22 protein-coding genes are annotated in these 26,929 nt (G+C 64.5%); 13 read left to right on the top strand and 9 right to left on the bottom strand.

Annotated elements, in window-relative coordinates; translation table 11 throughout:
- Positions 1–144: 144 nt before the first annotated feature.
- On the bottom strand, positions 145–1,197 hold the full coding sequence (locus NCR39_RS09035; RefSeq protein WP_250451881.1) for a sugar ABC transporter substrate-binding protein: 1,053 nt from the start codon (positions 1,195–1,197) through the stop codon (positions 145–147).
- 234 nt (positions 1,198–1,431) lie between these two features.
- Between NCR39_RS09035 and NCR39_RS09030 the strand changes: the two genes are divergently transcribed.
- The 3 genes from NCR39_RS09030 to NCR39_RS09020 are packed head-to-tail and all read left to right on the top strand — an operon-like array spanning position 1,432 to position 4,317.
- On the top strand, positions 1,432–2,310 hold the full coding sequence (locus tag NCR39_RS09030) for a MurR/RpiR family transcriptional regulator (RefSeq protein ID WP_250451880.1): 879 nt from the start codon (positions 1,432–1,434) through the stop codon (positions 2,308–2,310).
- Positions 2,300–3,304 carry an inositol 2-dehydrogenase gene (gene iolG, locus NCR39_RS09025; protein WP_250451879.1) on the top strand — a complete coding sequence of 335 codons (1,005 nt, stop codon included), beginning with the start codon at positions 2,300–2,302 and terminating at the stop codon, positions 3,302–3,304. Before NCR39_RS09030 ends, iolG begins: the two co-directional genes overlap by 11 nt.
- On the top strand, positions 3,301–4,317 hold the full coding sequence (locus NCR39_RS09020) for a Gfo/Idh/MocA family protein (RefSeq protein WP_250451878.1): 1,017 nt from the start codon (positions 3,301–3,303) through the stop codon (positions 4,315–4,317). The genes iolG and NCR39_RS09020 overlap by 4 nt, the downstream gene beginning before the upstream one ends.
- Positions 4,318–4,345: 28 nt before the next feature.
- Here the strand turns inward: NCR39_RS09020 and NCR39_RS09015 are convergent, their stop codons facing one another.
- Entirely contained in the window at positions 4,346–4,681 is a 336-nt protein-coding gene (locus NCR39_RS09015; protein WP_250451877.1) for a helix-turn-helix domain-containing protein, read from the bottom strand.
- On the bottom strand, positions 4,678–5,031 hold the full coding sequence (locus NCR39_RS09010) for a type II toxin-antitoxin system RelE/ParE family toxin (protein ID WP_250451876.1): 354 nt from the start codon (positions 5,029–5,031) through the stop codon (positions 4,678–4,680). The genes NCR39_RS09015 and NCR39_RS09010 overlap by 4 nt, the downstream gene beginning before the upstream one ends.
- A gap of 225 nt (positions 5,032–5,256) precedes the next feature.
- Between NCR39_RS09010 and NCR39_RS09005 the strand changes: the two genes are divergently transcribed.
- Positions 5,257–5,484 carry a sulfurtransferase TusA family protein gene (locus tag NCR39_RS09005; protein ID WP_040051477.1) on the top strand — a complete coding sequence of 76 codons (228 nt, stop codon included), beginning with the start codon at positions 5,257–5,259 and terminating at the stop codon, positions 5,482–5,484.
- A 71-nt stretch (positions 5,485–5,555) separates the two neighbouring features.
- Here the strand turns inward: NCR39_RS09005 and galU are convergent, their stop codons facing one another.
- Complete coding sequence (galU, locus tag NCR39_RS09000; RefSeq protein WP_040051478.1) at positions 5,556–6,437, bottom strand: UTP--glucose-1-phosphate uridylyltransferase GalU; 882 nt, start codon at positions 6,435–6,437, stop codon at positions 5,556–5,558.
- 76 nt (positions 6,438–6,513) lie between these two features.
- A complete protein-coding gene (locus NCR39_RS08995; protein WP_250451875.1) occupies positions 6,514–9,390 on the bottom strand; it encodes a valine--tRNA ligase in 2,877 nt (958 codons plus the stop codon).
- 177 nt (positions 9,391–9,567) lie between these two features.
- Between NCR39_RS08995 and NCR39_RS08990 the strand changes: the two genes are divergently transcribed.
- The 5 genes from NCR39_RS08990 to NCR39_RS08970 all read left to right on the top strand — a co-directional run bounded on the left by NCR39_RS08990 (position 9,568) and on the right by NCR39_RS08970 (position 15,504).
- Entirely contained in the window at positions 9,568–11,934 is a 2,367-nt protein-coding gene (locus NCR39_RS08990) for a UvrD-helicase domain-containing protein (RefSeq protein WP_250451874.1), read from the top strand.
- The gene (locus NCR39_RS08985) at positions 11,931–12,683 is read left to right on the top strand and encodes a 5'-methylthioadenosine/adenosylhomocysteine nucleosidase (RefSeq protein ID WP_250451873.1); all 753 of its coding nucleotides are present in this window, start codon (positions 11,931–11,933) and stop codon (positions 12,681–12,683) included. Before NCR39_RS08990 ends, NCR39_RS08985 begins: the two co-directional genes overlap by 4 nt.
- Before the next feature lie 120 nt (positions 12,684–12,803).
- Positions 12,804–13,055 carry a hypothetical protein gene (locus NCR39_RS08980; protein ID WP_250451872.1) on the top strand — a complete coding sequence of 84 codons (252 nt, stop codon included), beginning with the start codon at positions 12,804–12,806 and terminating at the stop codon, positions 13,053–13,055.
- The gene (locus tag NCR39_RS08975) at positions 13,052–13,513 is read left to right on the top strand and encodes a hypothetical protein (RefSeq protein WP_250451871.1); all 462 of its coding nucleotides are present in this window, start codon (positions 13,052–13,054) and stop codon (positions 13,511–13,513) included. The genes NCR39_RS08980 and NCR39_RS08975 overlap by 4 nt, the downstream gene beginning before the upstream one ends.
- Before the next feature lie 92 nt (positions 13,514–13,605).
- The gene (locus NCR39_RS08970) at positions 13,606–15,504 is read left to right on the top strand and encodes a propionate--CoA ligase (RefSeq protein ID WP_250451870.1); all 1,899 of its coding nucleotides are present in this window, start codon (positions 13,606–13,608) and stop codon (positions 15,502–15,504) included.
- A 57-nt stretch (positions 15,505–15,561) separates the two neighbouring features.
- On the opposite strand, the gene NCR39_RS08965 is transcribed toward NCR39_RS08970, so the two are convergent.
- A complete protein-coding gene (locus NCR39_RS08965; protein ID WP_250451869.1) occupies positions 15,562–16,800 on the bottom strand; it encodes an MFS transporter in 1,239 nt (412 codons plus the stop codon).
- A gap of 308 nt (positions 16,801–17,108) precedes the next feature.
- Between NCR39_RS08965 and NCR39_RS08960 the strand changes: the two genes are divergently transcribed.
- Complete coding sequence (locus NCR39_RS08960; protein WP_250451868.1) at positions 17,109–18,731, top strand: methyl-accepting chemotaxis protein; 1,623 nt, start codon at positions 17,109–17,111, stop codon at positions 18,729–18,731.
- Positions 18,732–19,500: 769 nt separating this feature from the next.
- Here the strand turns inward: NCR39_RS08960 and NCR39_RS08955 are convergent.
- Together NCR39_RS08955 and NCR39_RS08950 are read right to left on the bottom strand one after the other, a co-directional pair.
- Positions 19,501–20,973: an HDOD domain-containing protein gene (locus NCR39_RS08955; RefSeq protein ID WP_250451867.1), complete on the bottom strand. Its 1,473-nt coding sequence runs from the start codon at positions 20,971–20,973 to the stop codon at positions 19,501–19,503.
- Between the two features lie 142 nt (positions 20,974–21,115).
- Complete coding sequence (locus NCR39_RS08950; protein ID WP_250451866.1) at positions 21,116–22,990, bottom strand: putative bifunctional diguanylate cyclase/phosphodiesterase; 1,875 nt, start codon at positions 22,988–22,990, stop codon at positions 21,116–21,118.
- A gap of 509 nt (positions 22,991–23,499) precedes the next feature.
- On the opposite strand from NCR39_RS08950, the gene NCR39_RS08945 reads away from it, so the two are divergent.
- Genes NCR39_RS08945 through NCR39_RS08935 form a run of 3 tightly spaced genes read left to right on the top strand, consistent with a single transcriptional unit; the run spans position 23,500 to position 25,906 of the window.
- Positions 23,500–24,780: an EAL and HDOD domain-containing protein gene (locus tag NCR39_RS08945; protein ID WP_250452040.1), complete on the top strand. Its 1,281-nt coding sequence runs from the start codon at positions 23,500–23,502 to the stop codon at positions 24,778–24,780.
- 40 nt (positions 24,781–24,820) lie between these two features.
- Entirely contained in the window at positions 24,821–25,390 is a 570-nt protein-coding gene (locus NCR39_RS08940) for a peroxiredoxin (RefSeq protein WP_250451865.1), read from the top strand.
- A 36-nt stretch (positions 25,391–25,426) separates the two neighbouring features.
- On the top strand, positions 25,427–25,906 hold the full coding sequence (locus tag NCR39_RS08935) for a hypothetical protein (RefSeq protein WP_250451864.1): 480 nt from the start codon (positions 25,427–25,429) through the stop codon (positions 25,904–25,906).
- Between the two features lie 13 nt (positions 25,907–25,919).
- On the opposite strand, the gene cydB is transcribed toward NCR39_RS08935, so the two are convergent.
- Positions 25,920–26,927: a cytochrome d ubiquinol oxidase subunit II gene (gene cydB, locus NCR39_RS08930; protein ID WP_250452039.1), complete on the bottom strand. Its 1,008-nt coding sequence runs from the start codon at positions 26,925–26,927 to the stop codon at positions 25,920–25,922.
- Positions 26,928–26,929: the final 2 nt, after the last annotated feature.

Below are 26,929 nucleotides of genomic sequence, written 5' to 3'. Positions count from 1 at the left end.
ATTGCAATACCGTACGGATACGCGAGGGATGCGTGCGCGCCTGCCGCGTCCGCGCGTGGGACGCAGCAAGAGCCGATGAAGAGAGAAACGCGGGCGGCGCGGCGTGTTTCGAACCGATGCCGCCCGAAGAAGGTCAGCCGCGCATCAGCGATACTGCCCGGCGTATTTCACGACCTTGTCGAGATTTTCTTTGGTGATGAAGCCCGGTCCCGACCGAATGTTCTTCGGCCCATACGAAGGCTGCAGGCCGTAGGTTTCGAGGCGCGCCTTGAACTTCGGGTTCGCTTCGAGAATCTGGCGGATCTTCGCGGGATCGGTGGTGTGCTCCTTCTTCGCGATGGCCAGCACCGCGACCGGAATATAGCCCTGCAAATACGGCTGCTGATCGATGGCGAACTTGATCGTGCCGTCCTTGATCGCCTTCGCGATGTCGTCGGAGAAGTCGAACGTCACGAAATAGATCTTGTTTTGCAGGCCCATTTGCGCAACGGCCTTGAGCGTCGCGGAGGCGGGCGTCGGTCCGAGCGTGAGGATCGCCTGCGTATCCGGATGATTGCGCAGATACGCCGATACCTTCGATTGAATCTCGGTCGGGTCCTGTCCCGAATCGATGGTCGATGCCTTGTAGTCGATGCCGAGCGCATCCGCGAAGCCCTTGCATCGATCGAAGGAAACGGTGTTGGTCGCAATGTGATTCACGCACAGAAACGACTTCACGCCGGCCGCTTTCGCCTTCTCGCCCGCCGCCTTGCCCGCGACGTATTCGGGCTGGCCCACATGCATGATCGCGCCGAGTTGCGCGCTTTGCTCCTCGGTGCCCGAATTGATCGTCACCAGTGGAATCTTCTTCGCGGTGACCTTGTTGAGCGCGCTCTTCAGCACGTCGAAGTCCGCGATGGTGGTGATCACGCCGTCGTAGTTGCGCGCGGCGGCCTGCTCGATGAGACGTGCCATGTCCGCGATATCGCCGTTGGGCGGATTGCGGTAGTCGGTCTGCACGTTGAAGTCCTCGTCGGCCTGCTTGATCGAGTTCTTGATGGTGTTCCACCACGAGTCCGAGTCCGGCGCGTGGCTGATGAGCACAAACCTGGCGTCCGGCGCGGCGTGCGCGGTGGACGTCGTCAACAACGCGGCGCTGCACAACGCAGCAGCAGCCGCCAGCGCGCGCAGCGCGGCCCGACCGTTGCAAAGGATCATCGTCTCCACCTATCTCGGTTGTTGTTCGGTGTGATCTCGTGCGAGCCGATGCGAGCCGTGGACAGACCGCAAGTCGATGCATCGTGCTCACGACCGAGATTAGGTCAGTTTTCGGCGACCTGCAATAGGTATTTCATCGGTGCGACAAATAGAAAATGCATTCCAATTTGCTTGCGGCCTTCCTATAATCGCTTCACTGGCGCTCATTTCGAACGCCGACGACACGAGCTTCCCATGCAGGATGAAACCAGCACCGACGCACCCGGCGTCGACGAACTGATGCAGCGGATCACCGATGCGTACGACTCCTTGCCGCGCCAGTTGAAGAGCGTGGCGACGTATATCGAGCAGCATCGGCCGAGCGTGATGATGGATCGCACGAGCGACATCGCCGCGTCGTGCGGCGTGCATCCGTCGGCGGTGGTGCGGTTTGCGCAGCGCTTCGGCTTCTCGGGCTTTTCGGACTTGCAGGCGGTGTTCAGGCAGGCGTACACGGGCGGCAGCGCGTCGCAGAGCTATCAGCAGCGCATCCGCAAACTGATCGACGAGAAAGCGGGCGAGGCGTCGGGCGTATCGGTGGCGCGCGAATTCATCGCGGCGAGCCGCGCGGGGCTCGACGAACTCGAAGCCGGCCTCGACGATGCGCAGTTCGAAGCCGCCGTCGAAATGCTTCAGCAGGCGGAGAACATCTACGTGATCGGCGTGCGCCGGTCGTTCGCGGTGGCGAGTTACATCGTGTATGCGCTGGGGCATACGAAGAAGCGCGTGCATCTCGTGTCGGGCATCGGCGGGATGATTCACGAGCAGATTCGCAGCGTGAAGAAGGGCGATGTGGTGATCGCGATCAGCTTCGCGCCTTACGGCAAGGAGACGCAGTATTGCGTGCGCGCGGCCCAGCATCACGGCGCGAAGACGCTCGTCGTCACCGATAGCCAGCTTTCGCCGCTCGCGCGACATGCGAGCGCCAGCCTGCTCGTGAAGGAGGGCAGCGCGTTCGCGTTTCGCTCGCTGACGAGCACCATCTGCCTGTGCCAGGCGCTGTTCATCGCGCTCGCGTATCGGCTCGAATTGAACGTCGAGGAATCCAGGGAGACAAGCGGCTATGACGATTGACGTGGCGGTGTTCGGAGCGGGGCGCATCGGCAGGATTCATGCGGCGAATCTGGCGCGGCAGCCGGGCGTGCGGCTCAAATACGTGGTCGATGTGAACCGCGAGGCGGCCGCCGCGCTCGCGCAGCAACACGGCGCGCAAGTCGCCGATGTCGATGGCGCGATGGGCGACGCGTCCATCGGCGCGACGGTGATCTGTTCGAGCACGGACACGCATGCGGACCTGATACTCGCATCGGCGGCGCAGAAGAAGCACGTGTTCTGCGAGAAGCCCGTCGATCTGACGCTCGCGCGTGCACGCGCCTGCGCCGACGCGGTCGCGCAGGCGGGCGTCGTCTGCATGATCGGCTTTCAGCGCCGCTTCGATCCGACGTTCTCGGCGTTGAAGGCGCGCGTCGATGCGGGCGAGATCGGCGATCCGGAAATGCTGATCGTGACGAGCCGCGATCCGGGCGCGCCGCCCGTCGAATACATCCGGCATTCGGGCGGCATCTTCAAGGACATGCTGATTCACGACTTCGACATCTTCCGCTGGATGCTCGACGACGAAGCCGACACGCTGCACGCGACCGGCAGCGTGCTGTCCGATCCGGCCATCGCGGAGGCGGGCGATATCGATTCGACGGCGGTCACCATCCGCACGAAGCGCGGGCGGCTGTGCCAGATCAACACGGCGCGGCGCGCGGCGTATGGCTACGATCAGCGTTTCGAGTTGCTCGGCAGCGCGGGCATGCTGCAGGCGGGCAACGTGCGGCCGACCGAAGTCACCGCGTACTCGAAGACGGCCGTGTCGAGCGACGTGCCCGAGGCGTTCTTCCTCGAGCGTTATCGCGCGGCGTATGCGCTGGAAATGGCGCATTTCTTCGATGCGGTCAGTCACGGCAAGCCGGTGCGCACGACCGTCGCCGACGGCATGAAGGCGCTCGAACTCGCCGAAGCCGCGACGCTTTCGTGGCGCGAGAATCGCGTGGTGCGGCTCGGGGAGAACGCGGCATGAACGCGGTGCGCGTGGGCATCGTCGGGCTTGGACGGCTCGGGCGGCGGCATGCGGAAAACCTCGCGTGGCGCGTGCCGGGCGCGCGGCTCGCGGCGGCGTGCAGTCCCGTGCAGGACGAACGCGACTGGGCCAAGACGCATTTTCCCGAGACGGCGATTCATACGCACTACGAATCGATGTTAGCCGACGCGTCGATCGATGCCGTGTGGCTCGTCACGCCGACATCGCTGCACGCGACGCAGATCATCGCCGCGTTGCGCGCGGGCAAGCATGTGTTTTGCGAGAAGCCGCTGTCGCTCGATCTCGCCGAATGCGATGCCGTGATCGAAGCGCACGCGCGTCATGCGCATTTGCGCGTGATGATCGGCTTCGTGCGACGCTTCGACGCCAGCTATCGCGATGCGTTCGAGAGCATGACGCGCGGCGCGATCGGCCGGCCCTTCATGGTGCGCTCGCAGACCTGCGACAAGAACGATCCCGATGGCTTCTTCGTGCGATTCGCACCGACATCGGGCGGCCTGTTTCTCGATTGCAGCGTGCATGACATCGATCTTGCGCGCTGGCTGCTCGGCAATCCGCGTGCGAAGCGCGTGTTCGCGAGCGGGACTATCGCGATCCACGAAGGCTTGCGCGAATGCGGCGATATCGATAACGGCGTGGGCGTCGTCGAATTCGACGATGGCCGGCTCGCGGTGCTGTACGCATCGCGCACGATGGCGCACGGGCACGATACGCAGACCGAGGTGATCGGCACGGCGGGGGCGTTGTCGGTGGGGCGCAATCCGCGGTTGAACCGCGTGGAGATCGCGGATGAGCATGGCATGCGCAACGCGTGCACGCCGACCTTTTTCGAGCGATTCGAGGATGCGTTCTTGCGCGAGGCCCAGGCGTTCGTCGCTTCTGTCGCCGATGGCACGCCGACGGGGCTCACGCTCGACGATGCGCGGGAAGCGACGCGCATCGGTATCGCGCTTCGCGAGGCGTACGCGAGCGGGCGTCCGGTGGATCTTTGACCGCACGCACCCCCGCGCATGACGGCGTTCAGCCTACGACCATCGTGACCGGCTTGCCGATGCGCGCCAGCATCTCGACGAGCGTGTCTATCGTGAACTTGCTCGTCTTCTTGTTGACGACATCGGATACGCGCGGCCGCGTCACGTGCAGAATTTCGGCCGCATCGGCTTGTTTCAGATGATGAGCCTCGATCCACGACGCAAGCTCGTCCATGAGTTGTTCCTTGAGCACGAGCGTCTGGCCGATGAGCGCCCGCGATTCGGCCTGATACTGGCGCGCTTCGTCGGGCGCGAAGCCAAGGTCGGCGAACAGATTCGCCCCGGGTTTCGTCACGTGCCGGACCTTGGTGTCTACCTTGTTCATGTTTGCGCCTTCCTTTCCCGCATTTCGCGGACGATTGCCCGATAGCGGATCGCTGTGATTTCTTTGTCCTGCTTCGACGTCGCCTGGGTTTTCTTCTGAAAGCAATGCAATACGAAGACCGCTTCTTCGAACTTGGCTACGTACATCACGCGATAAATGCCGTTGATGTCCCTGATGCGGATTTCCCGAACGCCGGGGCCGACGTCGTCGAAGGGCTTCCAGTCTTCGGGATCGAGTCCGGCCTGAAGGCGGCCAAGCTGAAAACCCGCCTCGCGCCGTGCGGCAGACGGGAATTCGAGAATGTCGTCATAGGACGAGCCGACCCAGCGAATCTCGCGTTCATCGATCATTGTACAAAATTTTATACAGCACATCGTGCGTCCGAATAGGACCAGCGCAACGCGCGTTGAACAGAACGCACAATCTAGTCGCTGGAACGCGGCGCGTGAACGAGAGAACTCTCAACTAGGGGGCGAGGCGTACGCGAGCGGGCGTCCGGTGGATCTTTGACCGCTGCGTTAAAATCGGGCTTTCGCAGCGCTCAATCACGCAGGCCCACGGAAGGTTCAATCGCGATGGAAGTTCACAAGGAAGTCGACGCGCGCGGGCTCAACTGCCCGTTGCCGATTTTGCGCGCCAAAAAGGCGCTCGCCGACATGACGAGCGGCCAGATTCTGAAAGTGCTCGCCACCGATCCCGGATCGCAGCGCGATTTCGCGGCATTCGCGAGGCAAACCGGCAACGAAATCGTCGAATCGACGTCGCAGGACAAGACGTTCATCTTCCTGATGCGGCGTCGTTAAAAACAGTAGGCACAAAGCAAAATGCCCGTCACGATTCGTGACGGGCATTTTTTTAGGCGAAGGAGAAAACCTTAGCCTTCGAGAATCGGCGAGCGCGTGCGCAGATATTCTTCGAAGTCCTTCGCCACTTCCGGATGACGCAGCGCGAACTCGACCGTCGCCTTCAGATAACCGAGCTTGCTGCCGCAGTCGAAACGCGTGCCGTGATACTTGTACGCGAGCACTTGTTCATCCGACAGCAGCGATTGAATCGCGTCCGTCAGTTGCAGTTCGCCGCCCGCGCCCGGCTTCAGCGCGCGGATGTGATCGAACACGCGCGGCTTCAGCACATAACGGCCGACCACGCCGAGATTCGACGGCGCCACCGAGGGCTCCGGCTTCTCGACGATGCCCGACAGCTTCACGATGTTGTCTTCCCATTCCTTGCCGTCGATCACGCCGTACGACTTCGTGTCTTCCGGCGGAATCTCTTCGACGCCGATCACCGAGCTGTGATAGTGATCGAACACTTCGATCATCTGCGTCAACACGGGCGGCTTGCCGTACAGCAAGTCGTCCGCGAGGATCACGGCGAACGGGTTGTCGCCGACGAGCTTTTCGGCGCACAGCACTGCGTGGCCGAGACCGAGCGCTTCGGCCTGACGCACGTAGAAACAGTCGACATGGCTCGGCTTGATGCTGCGCACGAGTTCGAGCAGCTTTTCCTTGCCGCGCGCTTCGAGCTCGGCCTCGATCTCATACGACTTGTCGAAGTGATCTTCGATGGCGCGCTTGCTGCGGCCCGTCACGAAGATCATTTCGGTGATGCCGGCGGCCATGGCTTCTTCCACCGCGTATTGAATCAGCGGCTTGTCGACGACCGGCAGCATTTCCTTCGGGCTGGCCTTCGTCGCGGGAAGAAACCGCGTACCGAGACCCGCAACCGGGAAAACTGCTTTGGTAACTTTTAGCATGTGATAACCCTGATCCTGTTAAACATCCGGAACTTCGAGCGATTCGGCTCAACGGGAGTCGGTATAAAACTCCGGTTCAAGCGGGCAGCCGCAATAATTGCGCCTGGAGCTTCTCGATGGTGGTCTCATATTCTGCCAGCCTTTTGCGCTCCTGATCAACGACAGCCGCCGGCGCTTTTGAAACAAAGCTTTCATTTCCGAGCTTGCCGTTACATTTAACGATTTCGCCCTTGAGCCGATCCACTTCCTTCGTGAGACGCTCGCGTTCGGCGGCGACATCGATCTCGACTTTCAGCACCAGTTTGTGCGTGCCGACGATCGCAACCGGTGCGCCGTGCGCCTCCTTGTCGAGCGCGGCTTCGTCGTCGATGATCTTCACTTCCGAAAGACGCGCGAGCGCCGCGACGTAAGGCGCGAACGTGGAAAGACGCGCCGCGTCGCCGTGCGCGAGCAACGGCACTTTCACCGCGGGCGACAGATTCATTTCGCCACGCAGATTACGACATGCGTCGATGACCGCCTTCAGTTCGGCGGCCCACTGTTCCGACGATTCATCGATCTTCTTCGCTTCCGCGCGCGGATACGGCTGCGTCATGATCGATGCTTCGCCTTCCTTCGCGCCCGCCGGATACGCATCCGTCAGCGGCGCGACCTTCTGCCACAGCGCTTCGGTGATGAACGGAATGATCGGATGCGCGAGGCGCAGCACCGTTTCCAGCACGCGCAGCAGCGTGCGGCGCGTGGCGCGCTGCTGCTCGGGCGTGCCGTTCTGGATCTGCACCTTTGCGAGTTCCAGATACCAGTCGCAGTACTCGTCCCACACGAACTTGTAGATCGCGCTCGCGACATTGTCGAAACGATAATCCGCGAAGCCTTTCTCGACATCCGCTTCCACGCGCTGCAAGAGCGAGACGATCCAGCGGTCCGCCTGCGAGAAATCCGTATAACCGCCGGGGCCGCAATCGCCCGGTTCGCACGCGCCGGGTTTCGAGAAGCCGCAATCGTGGCCTTCGCAATTCATCAACACGAAGCGCGTGGCGTTCCAGAGCTTGTTGCAGAAGTTGCGATACCCCTCGCAGCGCGCGAGATCGAAGTTCACGTTACGGCCGAGCGTGGCCATCGACGCCATCGTGAAGCGCAGCGCGTCCGTGCCGAACGACGGAATGCCATCGGGAAACTCTTTGCGCGTCTTCTTCTCGATCTGCGCGGCCTGCTTCGGGTTCATGAGGCCGGTCGTGCGCTTGGCGACGAGCGATTCGAGATCGATGCCATCCACGATATCGATCGGGTCGAGCGTGTTGCCCTTGCTCTTCGACATCTTCTGGCCTTCGGCGTCGCGCACGAGGCCGTGCACGTAGACGGTGTCGAAGGGCACCTTGCCCGTGAAATGCGTGGTCATCATCACCATCCGGGCGACCCAGAAGAAGATGATGTCGAAGCCCGTCACGAGCACCGACGACGGCAAGAACGCCTTCAGTTCAGGCGTTTCGTTCGGCCAGCCGAGCGCCGAGAAGGGCACGAGCGCGGACGAGAACCACGTGTCGAGCACGTCTTCATCGCGCTTGAGCGCGCCCTTGTAGCCTTGCGCGTCGGCTTCGGCGCGCGCTTCTTCTTCGCTCTTCGCGACGAAGATTTCGCCGTTCTCGCCGTACCACGCGGGAATCTGGTGGCCCCACCACAACTGACGCGAAATGCACCAGTCCTGGATGTTTTCGAGCCATTGATAGTAAGTCGTGGTCCAGTTCTCCGGCACGAACTTGATCTGGCCGTTACGCACGACTTCGAGCGACGTTTCCGTGATCGACTTGCCCGGATTGAACGTGCCGAATGTGGCATCCGGCGCGGGCTTGGTCATGGCGACGAACCACTGGTCCGTGAGCATCGGTTCGATGACGACGCCCGTGCGATCGCCGCGCGGCACCATCAGCTTGTGCGGCTTCACGGAATCGAGCAGGCCGAGCGCTTCGAGGTCCGCGACGACTTGCTTGCGCGCATCGAAGCGGTCCATGCCGCGATACTTTTCCGGCGCGTTGTCGTTGATCTTCGCGTCGAGCGTGAGGATTTCGATCTGCGGCAGCTTGTGGCGAAGGCCGACGGCGTAGTCGTTGAAATCGTGCGCGGGCGTGACCTTCACGACGCCGGTGCCGAATTCGCGATCCACGTAGTCATCGGCGATGACGGGAATTTCGCGATCGCACAGCGGCAGCACGACCGTCTTGCCGATCAGGTGCGCATAACGCTCGTCTTCCGGATGCACCATCACGGCGACGTCGCCGAGCATGGTTTCGGGGCGCGTGGTCGCGACCGTCAGATGGCCGGAGCCGTCCGGCAGCGGATACTGGATATGCCACAGGCTGCCGTTCTCTTCCTCGCTCACCACTTCGAGATCCGACACGGCGGTGCCGAGCACCGGGTCCCAGTTCACGAGGCGCTTGCCGCGATAGATCAGCCCTTGCTTGTAGAGCGTGACGAAGACGTCGCGCACGGCGGCGGACATCTTGTCGTCCATCGTGAAGTATTCGCGCGACCAGTCGATCGACGCGCCGAGCCGGCGCACTTGCCCCGTGATGGTCGAGCCGGATTCCTGCTTCCACGCCCACACGCGCTTCAGAAACTCCTCGCGGCCGAGATCATGGCGCGAGATGCCTTGCGCATCGAGCTGACGTTCGACGACGATCTGCGTCGCGATGCCCGCGTGGTCCGTGCCCGGCACCCACAGCGTGTTCTCGCCGAGCATGCGGTGATAGCGCGTCAGGCCATCCATGATGGTCTGGTTGAACGCGTGGCCCATGTGCAGCGTGCCGGTGACGTTCGGCGGCGGAAGCTGAATGGAGAAATTCCTGGCGCCTTCCTTGAAAGTGGGCGCGGCGAGACCGCGCTTTTCCCATTCCGGGCCCCACTGGGACTCGATGTTTTGAGGCTCGAAGCTCTTCGCAAGCGTGTTGTCGCTCATCGTGAAATCTGCCGAAAAATGCGTGAAAAAGTGCGGGGAATCCCCAATTATAAGGTTCGCCAAGGCTCCATCGGATGAATTGCGCCTTCGGCCGGACGGCATAGGCCCGAACGCCGCCATCGGCGCGGTCTTATAATGGTCGGCCGCCTTCTGCCTCACCCGCGTCCCTAATTCCCCATGCCCGATTTACTCGCCAATCTGAATCCCGAACAGCTCGCCGCCGTGACGCTGCCCAACGAGCCCGCGCTGATCCTCGCGGGCGCGGGCAGCGGCAAGACGCGCGTGCTCATCACGCGCATCGCGTGGCTGATCCAGCAGGGCTATGCGTCGCCGCCGACTATTCTCGCCGTCACGTTCACGAACAAGGCCGCGCGCGAAATGCTGTCGCGGCTGTCCGCGCTCTTGCCCATCGACACGCGCGGCATGTGGATCGGCACGTTCCACGGCCTGTGCAACCGCATGCTGCGCGCGCATTATCGCGACGCGGGCCTGCCGCAGACCTTTCAGATTCTCGATACCGCCGACCAGCTTTCCGCGATCAAGCGGCTCATGAAGGGCCTGAACGTCGACGACGAAAAGTATCCGGCGAAGAACCTGCAGTACTTCATCAACAACGCGAAGGAACAGGGTCTGCGCCCCAAAGATGTCGACGCGACCGACAACTTCAATCGCAAGTTCGTCGAGCTGTACGAGGCTTACGATCAGCAGTGCCAGCGCGAAGGCGTCGTCGATTTTCCGGAGCTGCTGCTGCGCTGCTATGAACTGCTCGCGCACAATCCGCCGCTGCGCGCGCACTATCAGGCGCGCTTTCGCAACATTCTCGTCGACGAGTTTCAGGACACGAACAAGCTGCAGTACGCGTGGCTGAAGCTGCTCGCGGGCGAGCACAACGCGATCTTCGCGGTCGGCGACGACGATCAATCCATCTATGCGTTTCGCGGCGCGAACGTCGGCAACATGCACGACTTCGAGCGCGAGTTCCGCGTGCGCAATCTCATCAAGCTGGAGCAGAACTATCGCTCGCACGGCCATATTCTCGATACGGCCAACTTCCTGATCGCGAACAATTCGCGGCGGCTCGGCAAGAACCTGCGCACCGACGCGGGCCACGGCGAACCCGTGCGCGTCTACGAAGCCGCGACCGATTCGCAGGAAGCGGGGTGGATCGTCGAGGAAATCAAGGCGCTCATCAACACGGGACTCGCGCGCGGCGAAATCGCGGTGCTGTACCGGAGCAACGCGCAGTCGCGCACGATCGAACATACGCTCGTGAACGCGGGCATTGCGTATCGCGTGTATGGCGGCCTGCGATTCTTCGAGCGTCAGGAAGTGAAGCACGCGCTCGCGTATCTGCGCCTGATCGACAACCCGAACGACGACACCGCGTTCGCGCGCGTCGTCAATTTCCCGACGCGCGGCATCGGTGCGCGTTCCATCGAACAACTCGCGGACGCGGCGCGTCTCTACAACTGTTCGATGGCCGCCGCCGTGCCGTATGTGACCGGCAAGGCGGGATCGAGCCTCGGGGCGTTCGCCACGCTCATCGCGAAGATGCGCGCCGAAACGCAGCAGATGAGCCTGCCGGAAACGGTCGAATACGTCGTGCGCGCAAGCGGTCTCGCGGCGTTCTATGAGACGGAGCGCGAAGGGCAGGACCGGCTGGAGAACTTGCAGGAACTCGTGAACGCGGCGGCGGCGTTCGTTTCCGAAGAAGGCTACGGACTGGACACGCCCGCGCGTTCCATTCCGCTGCGTCCGGGCGCGACGGCCGTGCCGGAAATCGTCAGCGAGGACGGCGAAATCGAAGTGCTGGATGCGCCCGGCATCGCCGATCCCGCGCAGAATCCCGACACCATGACGCCGCTCGCGGGCTTCCTGTCGCATGCATCGCTCGAAGCAGGCGACAACCAGGCGCAAGCCGGCCAGGACGCCGTGCAACTGATGACGGTTCACGCCGCGAAGGGGCTGGAATTCACGGCGGTGTTCATCACCGGGCTGGAGGAAGGGCTTTTCCCGCACGAGAACAGCGCGCAGGAATCGGACGGGCTGGAAGAAGAGCGGCGGCTCGCGTATGTCGCCATCACGCGGGCGAAGGAGCGGCTGTATCTGTCGTTCGCGCAAAGCCGGATGCTGCACGGGCAGACGCGCTACAACATCCGCTCGCGTTTCTTCGACGAACTGCCGGAAGGCTCGCTCAAGTGGCTCACGCCGAAGGTCGAGCCGGGCGCGCGCTGGGGCGGACGCTCGGACAACGCCGGCTGGGGCCGCGACTGGTTCGCGCGGCCGGGGCAGGAGCGCGGCGGTTCGTCCGGCTATGCGCGCGACCAGGGCGCGAGCGCGGCGTTGCCGTCGTTCGCGAACGAGCAGCGCGCGGCGGAAGGCGGCTTCAAGGTCGGTCAGGCCGTCTTCCACACGAAGTTCGGCGAAGGCACCGTGATCGCGCTCGAAGGGGCAGGCGGCGATGCGCGCGCGCAAGTGCGCTTCAAGCGCCACGGCGAGAAATGGCTCGCGCTGGCGGTCGCGAAACTGCAAGCCGTCGAATGAAGCGGCTCGGGATCATGGCGGCGCTGCCGCAGGAACTGGGCGATCTCATCGCGCAGATGCGCACCGTCGGCGACGTGCGCACGGTCACGCTCGGGCAGCGCGAATATCACGTCGGCGAGGCGCACGGCGTTCGCGTCGTGGTGACGCTCGCGCGCATCGGCAAGGTCGCGGCGGCGGCCACGGCGAGCGCGCTCATCCACGTGTTCGAGGCCGATGCGATCGTGTTCACCGGCGTGGCGGGCGGCGTGCATCGCGATGTGCGCGTGGGCGATATCGTCGTCGCCGATGCCTTGCTCCAGCACGATCTCGACGCCTCGCCGCTTTTTCCGCGCTACGAGGTGCCGCTGCTCGCGCGCGCGCGTTTCGATGCGGACGGTTCGCTCTCGGATGCGCTCGCCGCTGCGGCGCGCGCGTTCGTCGAAACGGAGGCCGATGCGCTCGCCGAACGTTTCGCGGTGACGGCGCCGCGCGTGCATCGCGGGCTGATCGTGAGCGGCGATCGCTTCATCGCGAGCCACGATGCGGTAGCTGCGTTGCGCGATGCGTTGCCGGATGCGCTCGCCGTCGAAATGGAAGGCGCGGCGCTCGCGCAGGTCTGCTACGAGCATGGCGTGCCGTGCGCCGTCGTGCGCACGATTTCCGATACGGCGGACGCGGCGGCGCCCGTCTCGTTCGTGGAATTCCTGACGGCGCTCGCCGGGGCGTATTCGTCGGGCGTGCTCGGGCGCTTCCTGCAAGCGCGCGTCTGACCCTCACGGCGCTTTCCGCGCCATCTCGCCGCACATCCTCCACTCGGGCAAAATCCCGCTTGTTATTGAGAATGATTCTCAATACAATCGTCCGTGAGATGTATCCAGAGGACGCCCGACATGACGAACGATTCGAGAAACAAGGCGTACGGCGCGTGCGATGCGATAGAAGGCCGCGCCATCGCCGTGAACGCCGCGAAGGTGCTCGAGACCACGCGCCGCGCGTGGGCCGCCGCGCCCGCCGCCGAAACGCAAGCGCAGGCTGAGCGCCGGCCGCCGCGCGCGTCGAAACAGAAGCGCGTCGTGCCGCGGCGTTCGCACTGGCCGAGCCTCATCGCCGCCCTGAATCACTGGAGCCCGAAACCGCTGTGAACGCCGATCTCGCCACGAATCCCCCGCTCGCGCTCGACTCGCAACAGTTCGACGCCAGCCGCTTCCCGCTCGTCCGACTGCGCCGCCGCGCGATCCAGCCGGGCTTCGCCTTCGCCTGGGCCGCGCAGATGCGCCGGCTGCTCGCGCTCGCGACGCCGTTCGTGATCGTCGCCGAACATGCCGACGACGAAACCGCCGACGACTTCCGCCTGCGCGCCGCCTGGCTGCGCACGCATCGCGCGGCGCTCGGCGCGCATTGCCGCGGTTTCATCGTGATCGAACCGCGCATCGAGGCGCGCGCGACCACGCGCGAAACGCTGCGCCAACTCACCGACGGCAGCGGCGTGCGCACGGTCGTCGTGTCGAGCATGCGCGTGGCGGGCGAACTGACGCCGGTGCTGCTCAAGCACAGCGCCGTGCACGCGAATACGCGCATCTCGCAAAGCCGCGCGGTGTAGATGGTCGGACCGATCAGGGCGCGCCCTCTCTAGCCAGCGCTTCGCGGGCTGCTCTATCCTGTGGAGCCAACGCCCCTTCGCAGAGAACGCGCATGCCGACTTACCGAGAAGCGTATCGACGGTCGATCGACGAGCCCGAAGCCTTCTGGGCCGACGAAGCCCGCCGCATCCATTGGCACACGCCGTTTCACACGGTGCTCGACGCCAGCAACCCGCCGTTCGCGCGATGGTTCGTCGGCGGGAAGACGAATCTGTGCCATAACGCCGTCGATCGTCATCTGGCGACGCGCGCGCAACAAGACGCGCTCGTTTATGTATCGACGGAAACGGGCATCGAGCGCCGCTACACGTACGCCGAACTGCACGCCGAAGTGAACCGCATGGCCGCCGTCATGCGCTCGCTCGCGGTGAGAAAGGGCGACCGCGTGCTGATCTATCTGCCGATGATCCCCGAAGCGCTCTTCGCGATGCTCGCGTGCGCGCGCATCGGTGCGATCCATTCGGTCGTGTTCGGCGGCTTCGCGGCGCCGAATCTGGCGGCGCGCATCGACGATGCCGAGCCGGCGCTCATCGTCACCGCCGATGCGGGCGCGCGCGCGGGCAAGGTGATCGACTACACGCCGCTCGTCGACGAAGCGCTCTCGCGCGCCGAATTCAAGGTGCCGCAAGTGCTGCTGATCGACCGCCAGCTCGCGCCCGAGCGCTTGCAGGCGAGCTATCTCGTCGCGTACGAGCCGCTGCGCGAGCAGTATTTCGACGCGCACGTGCCCTGCGAATGGCTCGAATCGAACGAACCGTCCTACGTGCTCTACACGTCCGGCACGACCGGCCGCCCGAAAGGCGTGCAGCGCGATGTCGGCGGTTACGCGGTGGCGCTCGCGGCATCGATGGAGCACATCTTTCAGGGCGCGGCGGGCGACACCATGTTCACCGCATCGGATATCGGCTGGGTCGTGGGGCACAGCTACATCATCTATGCGCCGCTGATCGCGGGGCTCACCACGGTCATGTACGAAGGCACGCCGGTGCGCCCGGACGGCGGCGTGTGGTGGCGGCTCGTCGAGCAATACGGCATCAACCTGATGTTCACCGCGCCGACCGCGATCCGCGTGCTCAAGAAGCAGGACCCGGCGCTGATGGAGAAGTACGATCTGTCGAGCCTGCGCACGCTGTTCCTCGCAGGCGAGCCGCTCGACGAGCCGACCGCGCAGTGGATTCAGAGCGCGCTCAAGAAGCCCGTCATCGACAACTACTGGCAGACCGAAACCGGCTGGCCGATGCTCGCGATTCCGCGCGGCATCGAGGAATTGCCGTCGAAGCTCGGATCGCCTGGCGTGCCGTCGATGGGCTTCGCGCTTGCGTTGCGCAACGAGCTGACGGGCGAGGTCTGCGCGCCGGGCGAGAAGGGCGTCGTCACGCTCGGCTATCCGCTGCCGCCCGGCTGCATGCAGACGGTGTGGGGCGACGACCGGCGTTTCATCGACACGTACTGGCGCAGCGTGCCGAACCACACGGTCTATTCAACGTTCGACTGGGGCGTGCAGGACGAGGACGGCTATGTGTCGATTCTCGGGCGCACCGACGATGTGATCAACGTGGCGGGGCATCGGCTGGGGACGCGCGAGATCGAGGAAGCGCTGTCGGCGCATGCGGCGGTGGCGGAAGTGGCGGTCGTCGGCGTCGCGGATTCGGTGAAGGGGCAGGCGGCGACGGCGTTCGTCGTGCTGCGCGATGCCGAGCGCATCAACGCACCGGGCGCGCGCGAGGGCATGGAGGCGGAGTTGTGCCACGCGGTCGATACGCAGCTCGGCGCGATCGCGCGGCCGGCGCGCGTGCTGTTCGTATCGATGCTGCCGAAGACGCGCTCGGGCAAGCTGCTGCGGCGCGCGATCGCGGCGCTCGCGGAAGGCCGCGATCCGGGCGACCTGCCGACAATCGAGGATGCGGGCGCGCTGGCGCAGGTGAAGGCCGCGCTCGACGGCGGCGCTTAACGAAAAACGCCCGGCGCGGGCCGGGCGTTCGAGCGGTTCTTCAGGCCATCAGGATCATCAGACCTTCGCTTCCTTCGTCTTCGGCAGGAACACGGTCAGCACGCCGATCAGCGGCAGGAATGCGCACAGCTTGTACACGTAGTCGATGCTCGTCACGTCCGCGAGATGCCCGAGCACCGCCGCGCCGACGCCGCCCATCCCGAACGCGAAGCCGAAGAACAGGCCCGCGACCATGCCGACCTTGCCGGGAATCAGCTCTTGCGCATAAACGAGGATGGCCGAGAACGCCGACGCCAGCACGAGCCCGATGACGACCGAGAGCACGCCCGTCCAGAACAGGTTGACGTAGGGCATCAAGAGCGTGAACGGCGCGACGCCGAGAATCGAAACCCAGATCACCGCCTTGCGCCCGACCTTGTCGCCCACCGGCCCGCCGATGATCGTGCCCGCCGCGACCGCCGCGAGGAACACGAAGAGGTGGATCTGCGCGGCCTGCACGGACACGCCGAACTTGCTGATCAGATAGAACGTGAAGTAGCTCGTGATGCTCGCCAGATAGAAGTACTTCGAGAACACGAGCAGCACGAGCACGCTCATCGCCATGACGACCTTCTCGCGCGGCAGCGTTGCATGCGTTGCGTGCGCGCGGCCTTTCTTCGTCGCGGGATGGCGCTTGTACCAGCGGCCAATGTTCGCGAGCACGACCATCGCGAGCAGCGCCGCCGCCGAGAACCACGCGATGCTGCGCTGTCCGTGCGGAATGACGATGAGCGCCGCAAGCAGCGGCCCGAGCGACGATCCCGCGTTGCCGCCCACCTGAAACAGCGATTGCGCGAGTCCGTGCTTGCCGCCCGACGCCATGCGCGCCACCCGCGACGACTCCGGATGAAACACCGACGATCCGCAGCCGACCAGCGCCGCCGCGATCAGCAGCGTGCCGAAGCTGCCCGCGATCGACATCAGGAGGAGACCCGACAGCGTGAAGCCCATGCCGACGGGAAGCGAATACGGCTTCGGATGCTTGTCCGTGTACAGCCCGACGATGGGCTGCAGCAGCGACGCGGTGATCTGATACGTCAGCGTGATGAGCCCGATCTGCCCGAACGAGAGCGCGAATTCGCTCTTGAACATCGGGTAGATGGCGAGGATCAGCGACTGGATCATGTCGTTGAGCAGATGCGAGAAGCTGATCGCGCCCAGGACGGAATAAACGGTGCGCTGCACGGCCGGCGCGGCGGCGGTCGCGGCGGTCGCGTCGGCGGACGGGAACGCGCCCTTGTCGATACTCGTTTGCATGGTGATGAAGAAAAGGAAGCGGTTGTCTCGGAATTTTTCTGTACGCGATTCATGCGCGAACGGAATGTTTTTGAAGTGTAGGGTGTCTCGCGTGCGTTGTCCTGACAAGAATTGTTGCGAATCGGACATCGCTTGGCGGTGGAGGTTTTCATCGGACGCAAGCGATTTTTGGCCGGTTATAAGAACGAACGGACGTCCTCGCGCCTGAAGAGAACGGACGTTCCGCGGGCGCTAAAGAAAATAAGAACGCGTGCCGTAGAAGCGTTGAGGGCGTACCGCTCGACATGACAACAACGGGGATTCGATCGATGAAACTGTATTCGCTGCGCGCCGCAAAGGGCGCGGGCTTGCCGCCGGGGACCAGGCGCGGGCTATCCGTGAAGGCGTCGCTGCGCCTCGCGTTCGGGCTCGTGCTGGCCGGCACGCTCGGCATCGGCGCCATTTCGCTCACGCAGATCAGCCGTCTGAACGGCGCGACCGAATCCATCTACACGCAGGGCTATGTCGCGAGCCGCGCGGCGGAGGAAACGCGCGGTTATCTGCTGCGCGCGAGCCGTTCGCAGAAGATGCTGCTGACGGCGTCGACCGCGAAGGAACGTGACGAACTGGGCGATCAGATCGAAAGCGCGCTGACGGAGATCGGCAAGGAGCAGGCGCAGTTGTCGCAATACATCGATCACGCCGACACGGACGCGCTCGCGCAGCAAAAGCGCTTTTCCGCCGCGCTCGGCACGTGGAGCGGCAACCTGCGCACGTTCGTGAAGCTCGTGAAGGAGCAGCCGCTCGATCTGTCGCAGATGAACTGGCAGGTGGGCACGCAGGACGTGTCGCTGCTCGTCGAGACCGGCAAGCTGGAAAAGATGGTCGACGATCTCGTCACGCGACGCGGCGACGCTGCCAAGCGCACCATCGACGCGGCCGCGTTCATCTTCCATTCGTCGTTCGTGATGGTGCTCGCGCTGACGGCCGCGCTGTTCGTGCTGGCTATCGTCGTGAGCGAATGGATGGTGCGGCGTCTTTCCGGGCAGCTCGGCGGCGAGCCTGGCTATGCGAAGGAGATTGCGAGCCGCATTGCGTCGGGCGATCTCGCGTATCCGATCACGCTCAAGCGTCGCGACGATGCGAGCATGCTTTACGCGCTGTCCGAGATGCAGTCGGGTTTGTCCGCGACTGTCGGCGATATCGCGGCGAGCGCGGAGGCGATTGCGTCGGCGTCGAGCGAGATTTCGACGGGCAACGTCGATCTGTCGCGCCGCACGGAAGAGCAGGCCGTCGCGCTCGAAAAGACGGCGGCGAGCATGGAGCAACTGACGTCGACGGTGCGTCAGAACGCCGACAACGCGATGCAGGCGACGACGCTCGCGCACAATGCATCGGAGATTGCGGAGAAGGGCGGCGCGGTGGTGAATCGCGTGGTGGAGACGATGCAGCGTATCGATGCGAGCGCGAAGAGCATTGGCGACATCATCGGCGTGATCGAGGGCATTGCGTTCCAGACGAACATTCTGGCGCTGAACGCGGCGGTGGAAGCGGCGCGCGCGGGCGAGCAGGGGCGCGGCTTCGCGGTGGTGGCGGGCGAGGTGCGGAGTCTGGCGCAGCGGTCGTCGTCGGCGGCGAAGGAGATCAAGACCTTGATCGATACGTCGGTTTCGCGTGTGTCGGATGGATCGACCTATGCGCAGGAAGCGGGCGCGACGATGGACGAAGTCGTGAGAGCGGTGCGCCGTGTGACGGATATCATGGGCGAGATATCGGCGGCATCGGCGGAGCAGAAGTCAGGCATCGAGGCGATTGGACACGCTGTGTCGCAGATGGATGCTGGGACTCAGCAGAATGCCGCTCTCGTCGAGGAAGCGGCGGCTGCCGCCCAGTCGCTCGATGATCAAGCGCGCGCGCTTAAGGCGCTTGTTGGCAAGTTTCATTTGGTCTAAGCGGTTCTCTTTGCGCTCCGGCTCTTTGTCGGTGAGCTTGTATTCGTGTCGGTCTATTAGCATGCCCCTCCCCGGGGCGGGGGTCACTTTCTTTGCTGCTGCAAAGAAAGTAACCAAAGAAAGCAGCTTTTCTGGCCCGAAGCACTGACTCTCTGGTCACTCCGTAGACCCACGCTGGCACTCAGTTTGAAACAGCCCTGAATCACCTTCCGCGCCCGCTGAGCGCCACCCCATGCGAGCCCCCGGGCTCGACAAAACCAATGGGGCACCGCGCACCACTGGGAAACACCCCCACAAGAAACCATGGCGTGGGCGCGCCCGCGCCCAGGCCCGTGTTCGTCACGAGTCACGTAGTCTTTCTTGCGCCGTTGGTTTGCCTTCGCGTGGTAGGCGCATTTTTAGCGACTACCGCCGATGTGCGCGATTGGTGTTGTCGAGCCGAGGGGCTCGGAGGACGTGAGTGATCAGTGGGCGTGGAGGGTGATTCAGGGCTGTGTCAAGCTGAGTGCCAACGTGGTTCTACGGAGTGCACCGTGATTCAGAACAGCGGGCGAAAAAGCTGCTTTCTTTGGTTACTTTCTTTGCAGCAGCAAAGAAAGTAACCCCCGCCCCGGGGAGGGGCGAGCCAATAGACCGACGCGAAAACAAGCTCACCGACAGAGAGCCCGCCGCGCTAAAGCAGCAAAAAAAGTGTCGCGAACAGAAAGGCAGAAAGGCAGAAAGCCAGAAAGGCAAAAAAGCAGCGAGTCATCGAGCAATAACCGATCGCTCAGATCAACTCCACTTCCTTCCAGTTCGCGTTAAGAAAAAAACGGCTGAGTTCCCGCGTAAGCTCGTTGAGCGCGCTCATTTCCTGCGGCGAAATCTTGTGCACGCGCTCACCGAGCGTCCAGTCGCCGTACACGAGCGCGACCGTCGTATCGTTCGATTTCACCGGCAGCAGCACAAAAGCCTGCGCTTCGCCAAGCGTCTCCTTGTACCAGCGCGGCAGACGCGCATCGATACGCGCATCGTGTGCATTCTCGATAAAAATGCCCACCGGATTCGTGATCGCCAGATGAAACACGTCCGGCCGGAATTCGGCCGCAAAGTGCAGCGCCGGCAGCATCGCTTCGATGCCAGCCCCCAGCCCGAGCCGCGCCTGAAACTCGTTGTTGGCCTGCCGCACGAACACCACCGTGCGCGACAGCCCAAGCCCCGCAAGCACCGCCTCCGATGCCAGCGCAAGCACCGGCGCAAGCGCATTCTTCGACGGCAGCGACCGCAAATCCTCGAGGCTCGCGCCGATGCGCGCCTCCGCCGACACGCCCGCCCGCGCAATCGCGTCCGCATTCGCCTGCAACTCGACGATCTCGCGCATCACGCCGTCGCCGGTTTCTTCGTTGGCCAGCGCGAGACTCATCGCGGCGAGCGTTTCGGCATCCGCGTTGAGCGCGCCGCTATAGCGCTCCGCGATATCGACGAGCATCGATTCGCGCCCGCCCGCCGCCACGTTCTGCGCAGTCAGCGCATCGGCGACTTCGGTCGAATAGTTGGTCACGGCCTGCAGCCAGCGCACATGCTTCGGCACGGTTTCATCGGGCGGAGCAGTGGGATCGCTCGCGCGCATGCCCGCGCGGATCGTCTCCGGCAAACGCCAGCGGTCCGCCGCCTCGATGCCGATCTCCTCGAACGTCACGCCCAGCAACTCGGCGCACGCGTGGCTGTCGCTGATATTCTCGGCCGCAGCCTTGCGCCGCAACTGATCCCACTCGTGCTCCAGATAAAACGCGACGAGCAGCTTGCCGATCTGCCGCATCAGCGTGCAGACGACAGCCTCTTCCGCCGAGCGCAGATCGATGCGCTCGGTGACCTGCCGCGCGACCGTGCCCGACAGCAGCGTGCGGTTCAGTTCGAGCTTGGCGTCGATACGACGCGGCGCGCTGTGATGAAAGTGATCGACCAGCTTGAGCCCCACGACCAGATGGCCGACGGCGTCCATGCCGAGCACCATCAGCGCGCGCGTGACGGTCGTGATGTTGCCGCCGAACGCCATGTACATGGCTGAATTGGCGAGCCGCAGCACCTTCTGCGTGAGCCCGAAGTCCGACAGCACGACTTGCACGAGCGCCGTGAAGTCGAGGTCGTCATCGCTCATCGCGGACACGGTCGTGCGCAGCGCCTGCGAGAGCATCGGGAAATCCCCGCGCTCGCTCATGCGCCCCCACAACTTGTCCAGTAGTTCGGCCTTGGTGCGTGCCATGCTTAAAAAACCTATCGTTGCGCAACGGCTGGGCCATTGCGGCAGTAGCCCGATCCATCCATTCGGCGTCCCGGCCGCCTGGATACTGCGGCGACGGACGCACGGGGCGTGATCTTCGATTAGAACACGAACATGAACACTCTCATAATGTCTCGTGCAACAGCAGTGAGTTCGTCTGGAACGAGCGCGCCAGCTCGTCGGACGGCAGCGCGTGGCTGATGAGCCAGCCTTGCATGTGGTCGCAGCCGAGATCGGCGAGCAGATCGCGCTGCGCTTCCGTTTCGACGCCCTCGGCCACGAGTTCCAGCCCGAGCGATTGCGCAAGTCCCACCACCGCGCCGACGATCGCGCGGTTGTTGCGCGACGTGATCAGGTTCTCGACGAAGCTCCGGTCGATCTTCAGCTTCGACAGCGGAAAGCGCTGCAGATACGCGAGACTCGAATAGCCGGTACCGAAGTCATCGACGGCAAAGCGGATGCCGAGCGAGCGCAGCGCTTCGAGCAGGCGCGTGGCTTCCTCGGGGTCCTGCATCAAGAGACTTTCGGTGATTTCGAACACGAGCCGTCCGGCGTCGATGCCCGTCAACGCGATCGCTTCCTTCACCGCCGTGGTGAAGCGCTTGTCGCGGAACTGCTGCGGCGACACGTTCACCGACACGTAATCCAGCCGGATGCCGACCGAATCCCACTGCACGAGCTGCATGCACGCGGCCTTCAGCACCCAGTTGCCGAGATAGTTGATGAGCCCGATGGTCTCCGCGAGCGGAATGAACAGCGACGGCGGCACGAGCCCATGCACCGGATGATTCCAGCGCATCAGCGCTTCCACGCCGACGACCGCGCCCGTGCGGATCTTCGTGATCGGCTGGAAGAAGAGCGAGAACTCGCCGTTGCGCACGGCTTCGTAGAGATCGGCTTCGAGCTTCAGGCGCTCGGCGTCGGCGGGGTTGTCGTCGAGCGTATGGAACACGAGCGTGTTGCCGCCCGATGCCTTCGCCTGCGCAAGCGCCAGATCGGCCATGCGCAAGAGGCTCGCCTGAACGCCAGGTTCGCCGGGCTTCTGCGTGGCCGCATTGTCTGGATATAAAGCAACGCCCACGCTCGCCGACAAATGCGTGTGCTGCCCGCGATACCGGTAAGGCTGCGCGATCGCCGTCAGCAAGCGGCGGCCGAGACTTTCGGCGGCTTCCGCCGTCGCGCCGGCGGGCAGCAGCACGGCGAATTCGTCGCCGGCCATGCGCGCCACGCGCTCGCCGTGCGCGGCCGTGTGCTGGATGCGCCGCGCGGTCTCGCGCAGCATGTCGTCGCCGGCGTCGTAGCCGAGCGCGCGGTTGATGCGCTGGTAATCGTCGATATCGAGCAGCACGAGCGCCGCCTGCGTGCGCGCGTGTTCGGCCTGCGCCTGCGCCGCGCCGATGGCGGCTTCAAGCGCGGTCGCGTTTTCGAGGCCCGTCAGCGGATCGTGATGCAGCGCATGCACGAGCGAGAACTCGCGCTCGCGCCAGCGCGACACGTCGAAGGCCGCGAGCGCGAAGCCCGGCGTGCCCTGATCGGCGGTGGCCATGATCCGCAGCTCGACGCAGATCGGATACGTCAGCGACTTGACGAGATTGAGCGTCGCCGATTCGAGCTTGCCGCTCGCGCGCGCCCGGGCGATGAGCGCGTTCAGCGCCTCGGCTTCCTCCGACGGCACGAGATCGTGCAGCGTCAGCATGTTCAGATAGTCGCGGTGATAGCCGATGAAATCGATGCTCGCATCCGACACGTACTGGAAGCGCAGCGCGTCGTCGACCTGCGCGAGGAAATCGACGGCGGCGAGCGTCGGCTCCAGTTCGGGCACGCGGGCAGGGCGCACGGCGACGGCCTTGGGCGCGTCGTCGCCGGCCGAAGGCAAATCGTCGCGATCCGCGCGTTCGTCGTGATCGTCCTGCGCGGGGCTGCCCCATGCGCGGCGCAGCGCATCGAGCGCGATGCGCCAGGGCGCGCGGCGGGAGACATCGGTCCGGTTCGCTTGCATGGTCAGTTTGGGTTCTCGCTGCGGCACGCGCCGTCGCTGGGTCGATGCGGCATTGCGCATCGGACGCTCTCGGCGGCGCGGTCGCCGCTTCGGGCGGGTTCCGTGCGGGCCGTGCCGGAAACAGGCGCGGCACGTTCTATCAGGCGTGTTATCGGCGGCGCAGGGGATTTCTTTAACCTTTCCCTCCGATGCCGCGCCCGCCGCCCGCCGCGCGCGACGCATGTGTTGCGGCCCGATTTCGGTTACAGTGGCGCGTTTTGGCGTGCCGGCCGGTTCGACCGCAGCCGCATCCGCCACAGCCGCCGCCGCCGGGCGGGCATTGCGCGCCGCGCCGCCCGCTTCGAGAATCCGTCCCACCCGTTCCGCCTCATGATGCATGCCGTCACACAGCAGGACCGCGCACGTCGACAACGACGCACGACGCTCGCCGTGCGATGCATCGCGCAAACCTTTGCGCACGCGCGAGGCGCGACCGAATGCCGCAAACCAGCTTCCAGTCCGTTTCCGTCATGGCCGATTCATCCTTAAGGCGCTCGCCGCGCCCCGTTCACGAAGCGCGCGTCTATGTCGGACGCCAGCCGATTCTCGATGGCGCCGGCGCGCTCGCCGCCTACGAACTGCTCTTTCGCGACAGCCCCGACAATCGCGCGCGCGTCCACGACGACCTCCAGGCGACCGCGCATGTCGTCGCGCGCACGGTGGGCGAGCTGGGCGTGTCGGCGGTGCTCGGGCTGCACCCCGGCTACGTGAACATGAATCGCGAGCTGCTCTTCGACGACATCGTGCATCTGATGCATCCCGAGCGCTTCGTGCTGGAACTGCTGGAAAGCATCGTGTTCGACGACGCGCTCTTCAAGCGATGCGCGCAGTTGCGCCGCCAGGGTTTTCGCTTCGCGCTCGACGACATCACGCGCATCGACGATACGTTGCTCGGCGCGCTGCCGTCGGTGGATATCGTGAAGGTCGATCTGCTCGCGGCCGAGCGCGACCAGTTGCCCGAACTCGCGTCGCTCGCGAAGAAGCACGGCAAGCTGCTCGTCGCGGAGAAAGTGGAGACGCACGAGGATTTCATCGCGGCGCGCGAGCTTGGCTTCGATCTCTTCCAGGGCTATTTCTTCGCGCGGCCGCAGGTGCTCTCGGCGCGTCGCGCGAGTCCGGCGCGCGGCACGCTGCTGCGGCTGCTCGCGGTGCTCGGATCGGAACCGGGCATGCGGGAACTCGAAGCCGAACTCAAGCGCAATCCGGACATCGTGCTGCAACTCATGCGGCTCGCCAATTCGAGCGCGCATGCACGCGGGCGGCGCGTGTCGTCGTTGCGCGACGCGGTTGCCGCCGCCGGCACGCGCCAGTTGATGCGCTGGACGCAACTCTTGCTCTACGCGGACGGCAGCGGCCTGCCGTGGCGCTCGGACCCGCTCTTGCAACTCGTCGGCGCGCGGGCGCGTTTCATGGAACTGGCGGCGAACGTGCTGCGTCCAGCGGATGAAGCCTTCGCCGATGCCGCGTTCATGACCGGCGTGTTTTCCCTCGTGCACGTGGTGCTCGACATGCAGCCCGCGGAAATTGTCGATAAGCTGCATCTGGCGGCGGAGATCCGCTCGGCGATCCTGCGCGGCGAAGGCGCGCTCGGCGCGCTGCTGGGCATCGCGCAGGCGGCCGAACGCGGCGATGCGTCCGCCATCGACGCGTGCCGTCTCGCGCAGCCGGCGCTCGGCGCGCTCACGCCCGCGCTGCTCGCGAAGCTGCAAATGGAGGCGGCGGCGTGGTTCGCGGAGCAGCCGCTCGATTGAATCGCGCGCGTTCCATCAAACGTCACGGTGAGGCATGCACATGAACAAGAGGATTGCGGGAACGGTAGCCGGACTGGCAGCGGCGGCTGCGTGTCTCGTCGCGGCGTATCCGCTGACGGCGGGCGCGACGCTCAAGCCGGGCGATGCCGCGCCGGACTTCGTCGCGCAGGCGTCGCTCGGCGGCAACGTCTACGATTACTCGCTCGCCGATGCGTTGAAGAAAGGCCCCGTCGTGCTGTACTTCTACCCGGCGGCGTTCACGAAGGGCTGCACGATCGAGGCGCATGAGTTCGCCGAAGCGGTCGATCAGTACAAGGACGAGGGCGCGACGGTGATCGGCGTGTCGCATGACGACATCGACACGCTCAAGCGCTTTTCCGTGAGCGAATGCCGCAGCAAGTTTCCCGTCGCCGCCGACGCCGATTCGAAAATCATCCGCTCCTACGACGCGTCCCTGCCGATGAAAAGCTCGATGGCCAATCGCGTGTCGTATGTGATCGCGCCGGACGGCAAGGTCATCTACGAATACACGAGCCTCTCGCCGGACAAGCATGTCGCGAACACGCTGCAGGCCGTGCGCGACTGGAACGCGAAGCACAAGGCGCAGTGACGGCTACGTTGCGCGCGAACGCATAGGAAACACGCGATGCCGATCGTCCTTGCTCTCATCGCGCTCATCGCGCTGATTTATGGCGCAGTGCGGTCGTTCAACGCCATCGACGCGCGCTTCGGGCTGGGCGTGGCGATCGGCGTCGCGGCGGTCGTGCTGGCGGCGATCGCGGCGGGCATCGCTTATTGGCTCGCGCGGCGCCGCGAGGTCGCGCCGAATCTGCCGCGCGTCAAAGGCGACGAAGGCGCCGGCTGGACCCACGAACTCGCGCGCGACTGGGGCGGCGTGCGGCTCGCGGCGGGCAAGCGGCTGCTCGACGTGCGCGTGGGCGATGCGCGCGGCCATTACATCTTCGCGGACCTGCGCGGTGCGCGCATCGACGAAAGCGGCGGTTCGCACGTGCTGCTCGATGTCGCCGATCCCGCGCACGGCCAATGGCGTTTGCCGATGCGGAATCGCGCCGAGGCGCGGCAATGGGCGCGCATCCTGTCGCTCGCGGTAGCGCAAAAGCTCTGATCGAGAAGCCGCGTCATTCGACGTGATAGCCCATGTCGCCGCGCACCTTGCCGCGAAACACCCAGTACGACCACGTCACGTAGACCATCAGGACGGGCAGCAGGAACAACGTGCCGATCAGGAAGAACTGATGCGAGATCGGCGACGCCGATGCGTCCCACAGCGTCACCGAAGGCGGCGCGATGAACGGCCACAGGCTGATCACGAGCCCGGTGAACGCGAGAAAGAAGAGGCCCATCGAGCAGACGAAGGGCAGCGCTTCGCGGCCTTTCGCGAGGCTCGTCCATAGCGTCCACACGAGCAGCGCGGTCAGCACCGGCACCGGCGCGAACGCGAAGCTTCCCGGAAAGCCGAACCATCGCGCGGCGATGCGCGCATCCTTGAGCGGCGTCCACAAGCTGATGAGCACGATGAATGCGATCACGCCGACGAGCGCGTATCGCGCCATCCGGCGGCCCCAGTTTTGAAGATCGCCTTCGGTTTTCATGACGAGCCACGTCGAGCCTTGCAGCGCATAGCCGAAGATCAGCCCGACGCCCGTGAGCAGCGGAAACGGCGCGATCCAGTCCCAGCTCGTGCCGGCGAACTGACGGCCGCTGATCGGAAAGCCCTGGATGAACATGCCGAGCACGATGCCCTGCGCGAACGTGGCGACGAGCGATCCATACGCGAACGCGCGATCCCACAGCCACTTGCGCGCGCCGACGACTTCGCGAAACTCGAACGCGACGCCGCGAAAGATCAGCCCGAGCAGCATGAAGAGAATCGGGAAGTAGACGGCCGGAACGATGATCGCGAACGCGAGCGGAAACACCGCGAAGAGACCGCCGCCGCCGAGCACGAGCCACGTTTCGTTGAAGTCCCAGACGGGCGCGACGGAGTTGATCATCAGGTTGCGCTCGCCGGCGTCGCGGCGCAGGAGAAACAGCATGCCGACGCCGAGATCGAAGCCGTCGAGCAGCACGTACATGAACACGGCCAGCGCGAGAATGGCGGCCCACAGCGGCACGAGATCGAGCATCG

This window comes from Caballeronia sp. ATUFL_M2_KS44 (assembly GCF_023630965.1).
Taxonomy (GTDB): domain Bacteria; phylum Pseudomonadota; class Gammaproteobacteria; order Burkholderiales; family Burkholderiaceae; genus Caballeronia; species Caballeronia concitans.
Note: the sequence above shows the minus strand (reverse complement) of the source record. Positions and strands in the feature narration are given on the sequence as shown.

Coding starts and splice junctions, on each gene's coding strand:
- NCR39_RS09035 (WP_250451881.1), bottom strand. CDS start 1,197: ATGATCCTTTGCAACGGTCGGGCCGCGCTGCGCGCGCTGGCGGCTGCT.
- NCR39_RS09030 (WP_250451880.1), top strand. CDS start 1,432: ATGCAGGATGAAACCAGCACCGACGCACCCGGCGTCGACGAACTGATG.
- iolG (WP_250451879.1), top strand. CDS start 2,300: ATGACGATTGACGTGGCGGTGTTCGGAGCGGGGCGCATCGGCAGGATT.
- NCR39_RS09020 (WP_250451878.1), top strand. CDS start 3,301: ATGAACGCGGTGCGCGTGGGCATCGTCGGGCTTGGACGGCTCGGGCGG.
- NCR39_RS09015 (WP_250451877.1), bottom strand. CDS start 4,681: ATGAACAAGGTAGACACCAAGGTCCGGCACGTGACGAAACCCGGGGCG.
- NCR39_RS09010 (WP_250451876.1), bottom strand. CDS start 5,031: ATGATCGATGAACGCGAGATTCGCTGGGTCGGCTCGTCCTATGACGAC.
- NCR39_RS09005 (WP_040051477.1), top strand. CDS start 5,257: ATGGAAGTTCACAAGGAAGTCGACGCGCGCGGGCTCAACTGCCCGTTG.
- galU (WP_040051478.1), bottom strand. CDS start 6,437: ATGCTAAAAGTTACCAAAGCAGTTTTCCCGGTTGCGGGTCTCGGTACG.
- NCR39_RS08995 (WP_250451875.1), bottom strand. CDS start 9,390: ATGAGCGACAACACGCTTGCGAAGAGCTTCGAGCCTCAAAACATCGAG.
- NCR39_RS08990 (WP_250451874.1), top strand. CDS start 9,568: ATGCCCGATTTACTCGCCAATCTGAATCCCGAACAGCTCGCCGCCGTG.
- NCR39_RS08985 (WP_250451873.1), top strand. CDS start 11,931: ATGAAGCGGCTCGGGATCATGGCGGCGCTGCCGCAGGAACTGGGCGAT.
- NCR39_RS08980 (WP_250451872.1), top strand. CDS start 12,804: ATGACGAACGATTCGAGAAACAAGGCGTACGGCGCGTGCGATGCGATA.
- NCR39_RS08970 (WP_250451870.1), top strand. CDS start 13,606: ATGCCGACTTACCGAGAAGCGTATCGACGGTCGATCGACGAGCCCGAA.
- NCR39_RS08965 (WP_250451869.1), bottom strand. CDS start 16,800: ATGCAAACGAGTATCGACAAGGGCGCGTTCCCGTCCGCCGACGCGACC.
- NCR39_RS08960 (WP_250451868.1), top strand. CDS start 17,109: ATGAAACTGTATTCGCTGCGCGCCGCAAAGGGCGCGGGCTTGCCGCCG.
- NCR39_RS08955 (WP_250451867.1), bottom strand. CDS start 20,973: ATGGCACGCACCAAGGCCGAACTACTGGACAAGTTGTGGGGGCGCATG.
- NCR39_RS08950 (WP_250451866.1), bottom strand. CDS start 22,990: ATGCAAGCGAACCGGACCGATGTCTCCCGCCGCGCGCCCTGGCGCATC.
- NCR39_RS08945 (WP_250452040.1), top strand. CDS start 23,500: ATGGCCGATTCATCCTTAAGGCGCTCGCCGCGCCCCGTTCACGAAGCG.
- NCR39_RS08940 (WP_250451865.1), top strand. CDS start 24,821: ATGAACAAGAGGATTGCGGGAACGGTAGCCGGACTGGCAGCGGCGGCT.
- NCR39_RS08935 (WP_250451864.1), top strand. CDS start 25,427: ATGCCGATCGTCCTTGCTCTCATCGCGCTCATCGCGCTGATTTATGGC.
- cydB (WP_250452039.1), bottom strand. CDS start 26,927: ATGCTCGATCTCGTGCCGCTGTGGGCCGCCATTCTCGCGCTGGCCGTG.